Origin of the sequence: Oceanobacter mangrovi, assembly GCF_019740315.1 — a bacterium.
In the GTDB taxonomy this organism is placed as follows: Bacteria; Pseudomonadota; Gammaproteobacteria; order Pseudomonadales; family Oceanobacteraceae; genus Oceanobacter; species Oceanobacter mangrovi.
Window position 1 is genome coordinate 144826 of record NZ_JAHXZR010000008.1, and the last position, 14636, is coordinate 159461.

11 protein-coding genes are annotated in these 14636 nt (G+C 54.8%); 6 read left to right on the top strand and 5 right to left on the bottom strand.

Features of this window, described 5'->3' with window-relative positions; translation table 11 throughout:
* The first annotated feature begins 136 nt into the window (after positions 1-136).
* Both K6123_RS16460 and K6123_RS16465 read left to right on the top strand, forming a co-directional pair.
* Positions 137-2875 (top strand): TonB-dependent receptor, encoded by a 2739-nt coding sequence (locus K6123_RS16460; protein ID WP_246624858.1) that lies wholly within the window; start codon positions 137-139, stop codon positions 2873-2875.
* A 92-nt stretch (positions 2876-2967) separates the two neighbouring features.
* Positions 2968-4881, top strand: a complete 1914-nt coding sequence (locus tag K6123_RS16465) for a phytase (RefSeq protein WP_221799708.1) — start codon at positions 2968-2970, stop codon at positions 4879-4881.
* 241 nt (positions 4882-5122) lie between these two features.
* Here the strand turns inward: K6123_RS16465 and K6123_RS16470 are convergent, their stop codons facing one another.
* The 5 genes from K6123_RS16470 to K6123_RS16490 all read right to left on the bottom strand — a co-directional run bounded on the left by K6123_RS16470 (position 5123) and on the right by K6123_RS16490 (position 9359).
* Positions 5123-5788: a glutathione peroxidase gene (locus tag K6123_RS16470; protein ID WP_246624859.1), complete on the bottom strand. Its 666-nt coding sequence runs from the start codon at positions 5786-5788 to the stop codon at positions 5123-5125.
* A gap of 123 nt (positions 5789-5911) precedes the next feature.
* On the bottom strand, positions 5912-6736 hold the full coding sequence (gene tcdA / locus K6123_RS16475) for a tRNA cyclic N6-threonylcarbamoyladenosine(37) synthase TcdA (protein WP_343224007.1): 825 nt from the start codon (positions 6734-6736) through the stop codon (positions 5912-5914).
* A 54-nt stretch (positions 6737-6790) separates the two neighbouring features.
* A complete protein-coding gene (locus K6123_RS16480) occupies positions 6791-7402 on the bottom strand; it encodes a hypothetical protein (protein WP_221799710.1) in 612 nt (203 codons plus the stop codon).
* Positions 7403-7550: 148 nt separating this feature from the next.
* Positions 7551-8768, bottom strand: coding sequence for a TonB family protein (locus K6123_RS16485; RefSeq protein ID WP_221799712.1), 1218 nt, complete (start codon positions 8766-8768; stop codon positions 7551-7553).
* 123 nt (positions 8769-8891) lie between these two features.
* Entirely contained in the window at positions 8892-9359 is a 468-nt protein-coding gene (locus tag K6123_RS16490) for an SUF system Fe-S cluster assembly regulator (protein ID WP_221799714.1), read from the bottom strand.
* 249 nt (positions 9360-9608) lie between these two features.
* Here K6123_RS16490 and sufB point away from each other — a divergent pair, with 249 nt between their 5' ends.
* From sufB to K6123_RS16510, 4 genes are all read left to right on the top strand, one after another.
* A complete protein-coding gene (gene sufB / locus K6123_RS16495) occupies positions 9609-11081 on the top strand; it encodes a Fe-S cluster assembly protein SufB (protein WP_221799716.1) in 1473 nt (490 codons plus the stop codon).
* A gap of 143 nt (positions 11082-11224) precedes the next feature.
* Positions 11225-11974: a Fe-S cluster assembly ATPase SufC gene (sufC, locus tag K6123_RS16500; protein ID WP_221799718.1), complete on the top strand. Its 750-nt coding sequence runs from the start codon at positions 11225-11227 to the stop codon at positions 11972-11974.
* A 1-nt stretch (position 11975) separates the two neighbouring features.
* Positions 11976-13286: a Fe-S cluster assembly protein SufD gene (gene sufD, locus K6123_RS16505; RefSeq protein ID WP_221799720.1), complete on the top strand. Its 1311-nt coding sequence runs from the start codon at positions 11976-11978 to the stop codon at positions 13284-13286.
* The gene (locus tag K6123_RS16510) at positions 13286-14530 is read left to right on the top strand and encodes an aminotransferase class V-fold PLP-dependent enzyme (protein WP_246624860.1); all 1245 of its coding nucleotides are present in this window, start codon (positions 13286-13288) and stop codon (positions 14528-14530) included. Before sufD ends, K6123_RS16510 begins: the two co-directional genes overlap by 1 nt.
* The last annotated feature ends 106 nt before the right edge of the window (positions 14531-14636 follow it).

Below are 14636 nucleotides of genomic sequence, written 5' to 3' on the forward strand. Positions count from 1 at the left end.
CTCACCAAAATCACAGTAACAGAACTGTCATAATCAGTTTCTAGTTTGCGCTCGTCCATCAAGTGACCATTCAGGCCAGCCGCACCCAACGACGCCTGAGATAAAAGAACTACCTGGAGAGCATAGAGTGAAACCCATGATGAAACCTCTGGCTGTGAGCATTGCTCTGGCCACTGCCGCTCTGGCCCATGCCGACGGCACTGTTGAAGGCCGCATCGTTGATGCCGCCAGCCAGACTGTTTACAAAGGCGCCGTGGTACGTTTGGAAGAAGCCAAACGTGAAGTGCTGGCCGAGCAAGGTGGTCGTTTCCGTCTGCCACAGATTCCAGCAGGCAGCTACACCCTCACCATCCGTATGGGTGACAAGGTGATCGACAGCCGCACCATCACAGTTGCTGACGATGAAGTGACCAACGCCGCCGTTATTGTTAACGAAGGCAACAACATGATCGACGAGGTTCTGGTCGTTGGCCAGGCCGCCCAGATGCAGCGTGCGATTGACCGTCAGCGCTATTCTGACCAGATCGTCAGCGCCGTTAACGCCGACGCCATCGGTGAACTGCCGGATGCCAACGCCGCTGAAGCACTGCAACGTATTCCTGGCCTGTCGATCGAACGTGACCAGGGCGAAGGCCGCTTTGTCCGCGTCCGTGGTATGGGTGCTGACTACAACTCCGTATCCGTGAATGGTACCCAGATTCCGGCACCAGAAGCCGGTACCCGTTCTGTCGCGCTGGACGTCATCCCATCCAACCTGATCAGCTCACTGGTCGTAACCAAGTCACTGACCCCGGATATGGACGCCAACTCCATTGGTGGCGCCATCGAAATTGAAAGTATTTCGGCACTCGACCGCGAAGGTACTTTCTACAGCGCGGATGTTGAATACAGCCATGTTGAGCTGACGGACGACAACAACCCGAAACTGTCGCTGGGTGGTGGTACAACCTTCGAACTGGGCGGTGATCGTCGTCTAGGTATTGCTGCCGCTGCCAGCTATGAAAGCCGTGACTTCGGTTCCGAAAACACCGAAACCGGCGGTGCCTGGGACGGTGATGGTCTGGAAGAAATGGAGATGCGTGACTACACCATCAACCGTGAGCGTAAAGGCGCTGCCATCAACATCGACTACGAACACGACCTCAATAACGCCTTCCACCTGCGTACCCTGTACTCAGAGTTTTCTGACGAGGAACAACGTCAGGCACTGGTTGCTGAATTCCTCGATGCCGATGAAGAAACCGAAGCTCGCACCGCTGGTGAAACCGGAGCTGCAGAAGTGGCCCGTGAGCTGAAAGATCGTACTGAAACCCAGAAAATCACCGCGGTTACCCTGGGTGGCGAGCACTACATTAACGACTGGACCGTTGAATACGATCTCGGACTCTCTCATGCGGAGGAAAACGAGCCGGATTCCATGGACAGTGCGGTCTTTACTGCCGACGTTGACAGCATCGGTTTTAACGGTTCCCGCAAGCCAATTCTGTTTGGCGACGAGCTGTATGATGCGTCCAACTTTGAGCTCGACGAAATCGAACGCGTCAAAAGTAAAACCACCGACGACCTGAATGTATTCAGCATCGACATCACCCGCGATCTGATGATTGCCGACTACCCGGCACTGATCAAGTTTGGTGGCAAGACCTCCAGCCGTAAAAAGGAAATGGACGTCGATATTCGCAAGTACGAAGCTGACGACGTCTCCATGTCTGACTATGTCGATGGCAATGCCGACTACAGTCTGGGCAAATTTGGCCCGGCACTGAGCAAGAGCAAGGTCCGTGGCCTGATGAACGCGCTGGCTTCTGATGCTGCCGCCGAAGCAACTGCCGTTGAAGAAGGTCTGGAAGACTCCTTCATCGAGGACTACACCATTGAAGAAGACATCAATGCCGCCTACCTGATGGGCAAAATCGAGCTGGATCAGTTGCAACTGATTGGTGGTTTCCGTCATGAAGCCACCAAACAGAAGAGCAAGGGTTATGAGCTGAGCAACGGCGACCTGTCTCGTATCAATTTCACAAACGACTACAGCCACACCTTGCCAGCCTTGCTGGCCAAGTATGAACTGGATGCCGACACCCAGGTTCGTGCCGCCTGGACCAACTCGGTGGTACGTCCAACCTTCGAAATGATCCGCCCGAACGTTGTCATTGACGGTGATGAGCTGGAAGCCGGTAACCCGAACCTGAAAGCGCTGGAATCCAGCAACATCGACCTGGGTATCGAGCACTTTATGGGTAACGCCGGTACGATTTCCGCATTTGCCTTCTATAAGAGCATCGATAACTTCGCTTACGAGACCGATGTCTACAACGACGCCTACTACAACGCATTGGCTGGCGAAGACAGCACCACGACCACCACCTATCACAACGGCGAATCCGCTACCGTGAAAGGTCTGGAACTGGCGTACTCACAGCAGTTCGACATGCTGCCGGCACCATTTAATGGCCTCTTGCTGGCTGCCAACGTGACCTTCGTTGACTCCAAAGCCAGGATTTCCAATCAGGATGATGAAGGCACGGTTGAACGCACGATCAGCCTGCCAAAACAGTCTGATACCACCGGCAACCTGATGGTCGGCTATGAAAACGACACCATCAGCCTGCGTCTGGCAGCCAACTACAAGTCCTCTTACCTGGATGAAGTTGGCAACTACGAAGACAGCAGCGAAGACATTCGCCAGGCCGCTCAGACCCAGGTCGACTTCAACGCCTCCTACAAGGTATCCGAGCAGGTCAAGGTTCGCTTCAAGGCTGCCAACCTGACTGACGAGCCTTACTACATGTACCAGGGCAGCAACAAGTACAACGCCCAGTACGAAACCTACGGCACCACCTACAGCCTGGGCGTGAGCTTCAACAGCTTCTGATCCAGCCCGGTCAGGGATGACCTCGCCAACCGCTGACACGCTTGTCAGCGATTGGCCCATGCACGACTTCGCATATCGTCAGAGAATAGATTATGAAATTATTTGCAAACGCCCGTCCCGCCACGCTGGGCGCGTGCAGCCTGCTGGCTGCAGCACTGGCTGGCTGTGCCAGCCAACCAGCCAGCGACAACCATCACTCACTGTCCAGCCAGCCTGCCAGCGCCAGAGGTGAACACCTGTTGATGCTGGATGACAGCCACTGGCTGTCAGTTGGCCCGGATGCCCCGATTCAGCTGGGTCAGCAAGGCAGCAATCGTGCTGACATCTGGCAAGGCAACTGGAGCGGTGAATTTCTCGATGCCAAACAACATGGTGAACAAATCAAGGTCATCAGCCTGGATGATCAGCAACGCCTGCACCTGCTGACACTCAACAGCCGTTATGAACTGCAACAGGATGCCCTTGGCCCTGTGGTTACCCAACCGCTGGAAGGCCTGTGTCTGTACGCGCCACAAGGTGATGCCCTGCAACTGTTCCTGCTGGATGAATCCGCCACCGCCCAACAGCTGATGCTGTCGGTTGACGGCAAGGGCCCCAAAGCCAGCCTGAAAACCACCCTGCTGCGCAGCTTTGCCACCGCACCTGGCGCCGAATACTGTGTGACGGATGACCAGCGCGACCAGCTTTACATCAGTGAACAGGCCACCGGTGTCTGGGCCATGAATGCCCGCGCTGAAAGCGATCCGTCCCGTGCCATGATCGATCTGACCCAGCCATTCGGCCACATCCGTGAAGAAGCCGGTGCCCTGAGCATTCAACAAGGCAGCCTGTGGCTGGCCGAAGCCAAAAGCAACCAGCTGCATCAGTACCGTTTGAGCGATCGTCAGTATCTGGGTAACTGGCAGCTGCCGGAAGACATCAAGATCGACACCCTGCTGAGCCTCAGCGACGGCAAACTCAGCGGTGCCATGAACAAGCACGACAAGAGCCTGGTCACACTGCAGCTGCCATCGGTCGCCGCCAGCGTTGATAACAGCCATATCGTCAATATTGCCGCCAGCCAGGAAACCGACCCGGTTGGCACGCTGGGCGATGCTGCTGACGATCCGGCGATCTGGGTTAACCCACACAACCCGCAACAAAGCCGGGTACTGGGAACCAACAAGAAACACAGCCTCAACGTCTATGACCTGCAGGGCAAGCAGCTACAGGAACTGGCTGTTGGCCGGGTCAACAACGTCGACGTTCGCCAGGGCTTCAGCCTGCGTGGCAAACCAATGGACATCGCCACCGCCAGCCACCGCGACCTGATCGGTATCTCGATGTTCAGCATTGATCCGAAATCCGGCAAGGTTGCTGAAGCCGGTGTGATTCCGACCAGCCTGAAGAGCGTCTACGGCCTCTGTATGTATAAGAACCAGGCAGGCGACATTTTCACCATTATCAACAGCGAAGATGGTCATTTTGAGCAGTATCAGATCACTGATTCCGCCAATGGCTGGCAAGGCAAGCTGGTACGTCAATTCGCCGTGGCTACCCAACCAGAAGGCTGCGCCGCTGACGACCGCAACCAGCGCCTGTTCCTTGGTGAAGAAAACCGTGCCGTCTGGACCCTGGACGCCGAGCCAGATGCCAGCACAGCCATGACCGAGGTTGCTGGCGTTGGTGACGTGCTGGTTGCCGATATCGAAGGTATGGATATCTACCAAACTGCCGATGCCAACTATCTGGTGGTTTCCAGCCAGGGCAACGACAGCTACGCCGTTTATTCTGCTGATGCGCCCTACCAGTACCTGGGTCGCTTCCGGGTTGGCATGAACGCCGACAAGGGCATTGATGGTGCTTCTGAAACCGATGGCCTGACAGTGACCTCCGCCAATCTCGGCGCGGATTACCCACAAGGCATGCTGGTTGTCCAGGATGGTCGCAACCTGATGCCGGAACAGAGCCAGAATTTCAAATATGTTGATTGGCGTTCAATCCAGCAGCAGCTGAAGCTGCGTTGAAACCGCCAAACCGAATCATGATTGCAAGGGAATGACATGTGCTGCTGGCACAATACTGATCATTTATTGATCGAATTGTGCCAGCCTTTTGAAGATTTGAAGGTTGTTCGTGTTGAGCCAGGCTGGCGTTGCTAAGTTAATAACTGCGAGGCCCATCCACGCTCGTGAAATACATGCTTTCCTTCAAAGCGATATTGCCGGGGTTTCCCCCGGCTTTTTTTATTCCGACGACCCAAACGGGTCAGAACACCACTTTAAGATCATCCTCATCCGGCACGCCAAAACTGCTCCAGGATTCCACCACCCGGCCCTGCTGATCAATCAGGTATTTATAGAAATTCCAGCGTGGCGCACCCGCCTGTTCAGCCACCGCCTTGAACAGGGGATGGGCATCCTCTCCCTTGACCGGTACCGGCGCTATCATGGTGAAGGTCACCCCAAAATTCTTGAAGCAAATATCTGCAGCTTCTGCTTCAGTATCCGCCTCCTGATCAAAACTGTCTGACGCGACGCCAATCACAACCAGTCCCTTATCGGCAAACTGCTCGTGAATCTTTTCCAGATCTTCAAACTGGCCAGTAAAACCGCAATGGCTGGCAGTATTCACCAGCAACACGGGATGGCCTGCAGCAACCTCACAGAGATTCAACACCTTGCTGCTGTGCAACTGCTTCATATCCTGGTTGAACAGCTCCGGACAAGCCGCGTTGTTGCCTTGCGCCTGGGAATTGAACGCCAGCAGTGACAGCCACAGCAGCACCAGAGCCATCAGCAAACCAGCTGACAAACGTGACAGCGACGGTGCATTCCCGGTTTCCCGGGTAATGGCAATCGCACGACTGCTACGATCAAGTGGCTGGGGGATTCGTTGACGGGTATGTCGGCGCATGCGAGAGGAGTAAGTCATCACGACCTCCTGAAGAACTTTTGTTATACAAAGCCTGTACAACAATAAGCTCAACGCCGATAAAGTCCAACAGTTTTCAGTCTCGGCATGGCCTGCCTGGGTTCTCCAGCCAGGCCAACCTGCTCAGCTCTTTTTACCAGCCGCCTCGGCAATGCGCTTAACCACTCTGGAAGCAGCCACAAACCCAAAGGTACCTGTCACCATGGTGGCGGAACCAAAGCCGGATGAGCAATCCAGCCGGGTACTGTCGCCGTCGAAGGATTTCATTTGGCAGACGGAGCCATCCGGTTGCGGATAAACCAGCTGTTCAGTGGAAAAAACACAGGGAATCGAATAATTGCGGGAAGGATTGCGAGAGAAATTATATTCACGTCGCAACAGGGAGCGCACCTTGCGAGCAAGAGGATCATTGGTGGTTTTGTTGAGGTCGGCAATCTGGATCTGGGTAGGATCGGTCTGGCCACCGGCTGCGCCAGTGGTCACCACCCGTAACTTGCGACGCTTGCAGAAGGCCAACAACGCCGCCTTGTTCTTGACGCTGTCGATACAGTCAATCACATAGTCATAAGGCGCTTCATCAGCAGCAAGCAACAGACTTTCCATGTTACTGGCGGTCAGAAAACCTTCGATAGCCGATACCTGACATTCCGGATTGATTTGCAGAATTCGCTCTTTCATGGCCAGTACTTTCATCTGGCCAACAGTATTAGCCATGGCATGAATTTGTCGATTGGTATTGGTGACGCAAACATCGTCGAGATCAATCAGGGTAATGGCACCAACACCGGAACGCGCCAGCGCTTCAGCAGCCCAGGTACCAACACCGCCGATACCAACAACACATACCCGCGCGGCCGCCAGGCGTTGCAGCCCGGCGATACCATATAAACGGCCTATCCCACCAAAACGGTCGATATAGTCTGGCGTCACCACTACCTCTGATTTCACTGTGATCGAAAACGCCGCAGTATATCAGAGCCCGCAGCAGCTTCAGAACCAGTGTCAGAGCTGTGACACAGAGGAGTTGTCGTTATCGTAACGCAACCAGCGAGCAGTCTGGTTAACCCGACCAAGGGAGACATCTTCGTTAGTGAAACGTCGCTCCAGTTTACGGCGGTCAAGCTGGGAGATTTCGTTGGTCAGACCCTGACGTAAAACCGGAATCGGCGCAATCCGATCAGTCAACGCAGCAACCACCATATCCATGAATTCACCGCTCAGGATCGCATGCTCATAGTGATTGATGGTCAGCACAGCAACCTTGCCCTGGCGCTCCAGTGCCAGATAGTCCCCTTGTTCCAATGGTCCTTTAATCGCACCAAAAAAGGTTTTCATATCTGTGCCGAAACGGTGTAACTGAATATCAGCACCGGAAGAAGACAGCGCATCAGTCCAGAGGGTCTGGAAGCGACGCTGGGAAATCTCTTGTTCGGCGACCTTGAACTCAAGCCGATCGCCATCGTGAACCACACCTTTGGCAGCTTCTACATCGCTGAGGGAGACAACGAACCACTCCTTACCCAACAGCTCGAACGCACCAAATGATCGTTCACCCGCAGCAAACGCTGGCATAGACACCACCAGCATCAGGAACCACGCGGTTATCAGTTTCATAAAATTACCCGCCAGTATCAGGGTTTGCGTTAACAACACTGACCACATCCCCGTGGCCAAACAGCCTGTTAACAACTCACCAAGCTACTTTTCCTGCGATCCATGCAGGATTGTCCTACGTTTCAAGAGTAATTTATAAAATGAACAATTACTGGTGATTCATCACAAAACGGAAAGGAACCTCGAATTCGAATTCATTTCCTTCGAGTACTTCCGGTATCGGCCCGTAAGGCGCTGCCCGGCCGGCGGCCTGTAATGCTGCACGATCAAGTACTTCCTGACCCGAGGATTCACTGGTTTCAGCCTGAATCAGCTGGCCTGTCCTGTTGACCACCATGACGACCCGAGCGACACCTTCGACACCACGTCGCAGCGCCTGCTTGGGGTACACAGCACTGCCATTGGCTTGTTGCAGCAGATGCCGATAATAATCAGCTTCAGCCTGCTGCCGAGCAATTTGCTGCTGCAACAACTGTTGTTGCTGTGCTTGTTGCTGCGCCAGCTCAATGGCCTGTCGCGCCGCCAATTCGGTGGCAGCCTGCTCAGCTGCTTCACGTAATGCCTGCTGCTGTTCAGAGGAAAGCTCATTCTGCGCCAACGTTTGCATGCCTGGCTCATCCGCAGGCTCAGGCGTGGTTACCGTGAGGCTTGAGGACTGACTGCCAGTGGCTGTTTGCTCATCAACCCCATCCACTACAGCACCCGTCGTTGGCACTCTGGTTTCCTGAGTCACGGCCACAGCCGCCACGGCTGTTGCTGGCTGCGCTGCACGTTGCGGCACCAACCAGCTGGCAATCACATCCGCCCGTCCCTCAGCCGGTTGTAACAAATCTACTTCCGATTGCCGTACCCCACGCATCTCTGCAGACATCTGGGTCAACGACATTTTGAACGCCTGCGAGCGCGGGAACTTGCCAATCCAGCTGGTCAGTAGCAATTTGACAAAATCAGGGTCCTCCAGCGTCAGCAAGGTCACGCCATTAACCGAAACCACCGACTGGCCGCTTTCGTTGGAAACCAGCAGATGGTCTCCAGCCAGCAGATCGCCTTTCAGTAGATGCATAAAGCGGGTGACTTCGTCGACGTGCTGATTCATTTCAGCTTCGCTGAGGTTGATCGCCAGGCCCTCGTTCCAGAGCCGGTAAAACCGTCGTGGCGACAGGTTTTCTGCCAACACAACCATCTCCAGACGCAGAGGATCTGAACTGGTTAACCAGCTTTGGCTGGCAGCAGAATCGGCATAAACAGCCGCCAGATAGACATCGTTATCAAGGCGGCGATAAACCGCCGAGCCTTGTAATTCAAGCGCCAAAGCAGGCAAGGACAGGATCAAACCGACAAGCAGGAAAAGAGTTGAAACACGCATAGACATATCTGCATTTAAAAATTGTTACAGATTGTACGTATGGCAGATGACAGATTATTTTCGTAATGACCAAAAACGAGGATTATCAGCAAAAAATCCCCGCCCATGGCAGCCCGGATTCGATCAGTCGATGCTGACCAGATGGATATGTTCGTTGCTGGATTTGAACGAATCCGCCAGCCGCTGCAAACCGGCCGGATGACGAATATCGTTAAGGCTGATACCCGCCAGCACCATGCCCAACACCTGGTTGATTCCAACCCAGTTACCGGCCAGTGAACATTGTTCGGTAATTTCGCAATCCGATTCGGTGCTGCTGCATTCCGTCAGCGTCAGCTTGCCTTCAAAGGCCTCCACAATGGCCAGCAAGGGAATCTGTGCCGGACTACGTCCGAGTCGGTAACCGCCCTTGGCACCACGGCGCGCCAGCACCAGCCCGGCGTCGACCAGAGTACGCATCACCTTGCGGGCGGTTGGTAACGGAATCCCGGTGGCAGTGGCGATCTCTTCTGTGCTTTGCAGGTTTACGCCGGTACGGGCAAGGTGGTTAAGCACCAGCACGCCGTAATCAGTCAACTTGCCAATCTTCATGGGAATTAACCTGAGACAGGGAAAAGTAATGCGTTTGGCTATCAGGCTGAAAGAATACCAAATTAGTATCCATTCTGGTAATCCCGCAATTACTTGAGTAAAATGCTTGGAAAATCGATTAAACGCTTCAGCCGGCCTGCTCAGGCCCTCTCAAACTGCTGTGCATCCCTGAACTGTCCAACAGTTGGCTGAATCGAGTCTTTGGCCAATCGCAGTTAACTGCGACTGACCCAACCGAGAGATAGCGCCATGAATGATGTAGTCAATCCAGCTGCGGCAGAACTGCCCAACCAGGAAATCCATCAGCAAATCCGCAAGGAATACGCTGCCGGTTTTATCAGTGAGATTGAATCCGATACCCTGCCACCCGGTCTGAATGAAGACGTGGTGCGCTTTATTTCTGCAAAGAAAGGCGAACCCGAGTGGATGACAGAATGGCGTCTGAAGGCTTATCGCGCCTGGCTGGAAATGGTTGAGCCAGACTGGGCTCACCTGCGTTACGAAAAGCCGGACTTCCAGGCACTGTCCTACTACTCTGCTCCCAAGAGCATGGCTGACGGCCCAAAATCTCTTGATGAGGTCGATCCCAAGCTGCTGGAAACCTACGACAAGCTCGGCATTCCATTGCACGAACAGCTGGCGCTGGCCGGTGTTGCGGTTGACGCGGTATTCGACTCGGTATCCGTTGCCACCACCTTCCGCGACAAGCTGGCCGAAGCCGGTGTGATCTTCATGCCGATCTCCGAAGCCGTGCACAAACATCCGGAGCTGGTGAAAAAATACCTCGGCACCGTGGTTCCACAGCGTGACAACTTCTACGCTGCGCTGAACTCCGCCGTGTTCTCCGATGGCTCGTTTGTCTATATTCCGAAAGGCACCCGCTGCCCGATGGAGCTGAGCACCTACTTCCGTATCAACGAAGCCAAAACCGGCCAGTTCGAACGTACCCTGATCATCTGTGATGAAGGCGCCTACGTTTCCTATCTGGAAGGCTGTACCGCGCCGATGCGTGACGAAAACCAGCTGCACGCTGCGGTGGTGGAACTGATTGCACTGGACGACGCCGAAATCAAATACAGCACAGTGCAGAACTGGTATCCCGGCGACGAAGAAGGCAAAGGTGGTATTTACAACTTTGTGACCAAACGCGCGGTTGCCCATACCAATGCCAAAATCAGCTGGACCCAGGTAGAAACCGGCTCAGCCGTCACCTGGAAATACCCAAGCTGTATTCTCAAGGGTGACAACGCCGTGGGTGAGTTCTACTCCGTAGCACTGACCAACAACTACCAGCAAGCCGATACCGGCACCAAGATGATTCACCTGGGCAAAAATACCCGCTCCACCATCATCTCCAAGGGTATTTCTGCCGGTAAGAGCCAGAACGCCTACCGTGGCCTGGTACGCATGAACCCGAATGCCGAAGGCGCCCGCAACTACACCCAGTGTGACTCGTTATTGATTGGCGACCAGTGTGGAGCCCACACCTTCCCGTACATCGAAAGCCGTCATCCGTCAGCCGTGGTTGAACACGAAGCCACCACCTCCACCGTTAGCGATGATCAGCTGTTCCTCTGTCGCCAGCGTGGTATCGACACCGAAAAAGCCGTGTCCATGATTGTGAATGGCTTCTGTAAAGAGGTGTTCAAGGAGCTGCCGATGGAATTTGCCGTAGAAGCGGGCAAGTTGCTGGAAATCAGCCTCGAAGGCTCAGTGGGATAGCAAACGGTCTGACGTCTGAAGCCAGACGTCTGAAGCACAAGCAATGAATTAGCGTCCGACGTCCGACTGCAGACGTTCGACCAGAAATACAAATCGCGTCCGGCGTCCGACTTCAGACGTCCGGCCAGGAAAGAGATACAACCATGATCAGCATTAAAAACCTGCACGCCAAAGTGGAAGACAAGCCGATCCTCAAGGGTCTGAATCTGGACATCAAGCCGGGCGAAGTTCACGCCATCATGGGCCCCAACGGTGCTGGCAAGTCCACCCTGGGTAACGTTCTGGCCGGTCGTGACGGCTACGAAGTCACTGAAGGTTCCGTTGTCATGAACGGCAAGGAAATGCTCGAACTGGAAGCCGAAGAGCGTGCTCGTGAAGGTCTGTTCCTGGCGTTCCAATACCCGGTTGAAATCCCTGGTGTGTCCAATCTGGAGTTTCTGAAAGCCTCGGTCGATGCCGTGCGTGAGCATCAGGGCAAGCCAGCGCTGGACAGTGTCAATTTCCTCAAGACCGCCCGTGAGAAAATCAAATCCGTCAATCTGGATCAGAGTTTCCTCAAGCGTGGTGTCAACGAAGGTTTCTCCGGCGGCGAGAAAAAGCGTAACGAACTGATGCAAATGATGATGCTGGAACCTCAGCTGTGCATCCTCGATGAAACTGACTCAGGTCTGGATATCGACGCCCTGCAAGTGGTTGCCAACGGTGTCAACGCCATGCGTGATCCAAACCGCTCCTTCATCGTCGTAACCCACTACCAGCGTCTGCTCGACTACATCGTGCCTGACTATGTTCACGTGCTGGCCGACGGCAAGATCGTCAAGTCTGGTGGCAAGGAGCTCGCGCTGGAACTGGAAGAAAAAGGCTACGGCTGGCTGGAAAACGGCGAGGCCTGATATGTCGACTGTATTTCAAACTCAGCAGCTGGCGGCGCTTAACGCCAGCAATGGCTGGCTCACTGCCATTAATGAAGCCGGTAAAGCAGCCTTTGCCGAAGCCCAGTGGCCGAGCCGCAAAACCGAAGCCTGGAAATATTGCTCGCTGAAAGCGCTGGCCGATCATGCGTTCGACGCAGCCGCGACAGCCAGTACCACAGCCGAACAACTGGCAGAGATCACTCAGATTGCCGGTCTGGACGCCTACCAGCTGGTGCTGGTGAATGGCCAGCTGCAAGCCGAACTGTCCAGTGCGATGGCACTGTCACAGGTCAGCCTGTTCAGCGGTGCTGATGCCGAACAGCAGACTCTGATTGCTGACCGCCTGCAACAGGCCCGTCTGCAACCCGGCCATCACCTGTTCAACGACCTCAACGATGCTGCCCTGGCGGACGGCGTGCTGGTACAGATTGGCAAAAACAGCCGTCTCGACAAGCCACTGCAGCTGGTTTCCATCAGCACTGGCGACAACCACGTCGTCAACAGTCGAGTCATCGTGGTACTGGAAACCGGTGCCGAGCTGACCCTGATCGAGCAGTTTGCTTCGCTGGCTAACGACAGCAGCTTTACCAACAACCAGACCGAAGTACTGGTTGGCGATAACGCCCGTTTCAATCACTACCGCCTCAACCTGATGGAATCTGACGCCCGCTTCATTGGCACTACGCTGGTTGACCTGCAACGCGACGCCAACTACGACAGCTTCCATCTGGGCCTGGGTTCAGTACTGACTCGCAACGATCTGATCGTGAACCACAATGTTGGTGGCTCCCATGCCGAGATCGCCGGTGTTTACGTTCCCAAAGACAGCCAGCTGGTCGATTTCCACACCGACATCGAACACAGGGTGGCGCACTGCACCAGTAACGAAGTCTTCCGTGGCATCATCAACGACCAGGCCAAAGCCGTATTTAACGGCCGCATCCACATTCACAAGGATGCCCAGAAAACCCTGGCCGAGCTGAGCAACAAGAACCTGTTGCTGACCAACAAGGCTGAAATCAACACCAAGCCGGAACTGGAAATCTACGCCGATGACGTCAAATGTGCCCACGGTGCGACTGTCGCCCAGCTGGATAACAAGGCCCGCTTCTACCTGCAAAGCCGTGGTATTGGCGAACAGGAAGCCCAGGTGATGCTGAGCTTTGGTTTTATCAACGAATTGCTGGATGGTCTGAAAGTAGAAGCCATTGGTGACTGGCTGCGGCCGGTACTGGCCCATCGTTTTGGCCGAGACCAGGTATTCTCTGCCGAACAGACAGGAGATCTTTAATGAGCATGATTCCTGCCGCTGAACGTCAGGCCTATATCGAAAAAATTCGCCAGGATTTCCCGGCCCTGCAACAGCAGGTGCACGGTAAACCACTGGTGTATATGGACAACGGCGCGACCACCCACAAGCCCAACGTGGTGATCGAAACCGAAGCCAACTTCTACCGCACCGTGAACTCCAACGTTCACCGCGGCGCGCACTACCTCAGTGACAAGGCGACTGAACAGTTCGAGAACGCCCGTCGGGTAGTACAGAACTTTATCGGCGCACTGAAGCCAGAAGAAATCATCTGGACCAGTGGTACCACCGAAGGCATCAACCTGGTGGCTTCAACCTGGGGCCGCAAGAACATTGGCAAGGGCGACCGCATTCTGGTTTCCGGCATGGAGCACCACTCCAACATTGTGCCGTGGCAGATGCTGGCCGAGGAAAAAGGCGCTGAAGTCGTACCGATTCCGGTACTCGACAACGGCGAGCTGGACCTTAATGGTTTTGCCGAGCTGATGGAGCCTCGCGTCAAGCTGATCTCCATCGCGCATGTGTCCAACTCACTGGGTACCATCAACCCGATTGCCGACATCGTTCGCATGGCACGCATCAACGAATCCGTGGTGATGGTTGACGGCGCTCAGGGGGTTTCGCATTTTGACGTCGACGTGCTGAAGCTGGACGTCGATTTCTACGCCTTCTCCAGCCACAAGTTGTTTGGCCCAACCGGCATGGGCGTGCTGTACGGCAAGGAAGAACTGCTCAACGACATGCCGCCGTACCGTGGCGGCGGTGAAATGATCGAGCGCTGCTCGTTCGAAGGCACCACCTGGAACCAGCTGCCGTACAAGTTTGAAGCTGGTACGCCGAATATTGCTGGTGCAATCGCTCTGGGAGCAGCAATCGAGTACCTCAACGGCCTCGACCGCAAAATGCTGGCAGCCCAGGAAGAAGTACTGATCAAGAAGGCTCATGCCATGGCGGCAGAGCTGGGCGGCATCCGGATTATCGGTGAAGCCCGCAAGAAGGCCTCGGTCTTCAGTTTCCTGCTGGATGGCGCCCACCCGGCTGACGTTGGCACCCTGCTCGATCAGCAAGGCATTGCCGTTCGCACCGGCCACCACTGCGCCATGCCACTGATGGATCGGTTGCAGATTCCAGGCACAGTGCGAGCCTCAATGGCGTTCTATAACACGGAAGCCGAAGTCGACGCGCTGTTTAAAGGGCTCGAAAAAGCCAAGATGTTCTTGTTGTAGAACGTCAGGAGACTGGTGTCGGGAGTCCGGTGAAAATCGGACCAGACACTGGCTCCGATCGCGGCCCAGCCAGAGGCCAGACAAGTATTAACTCCCTCACCTATTT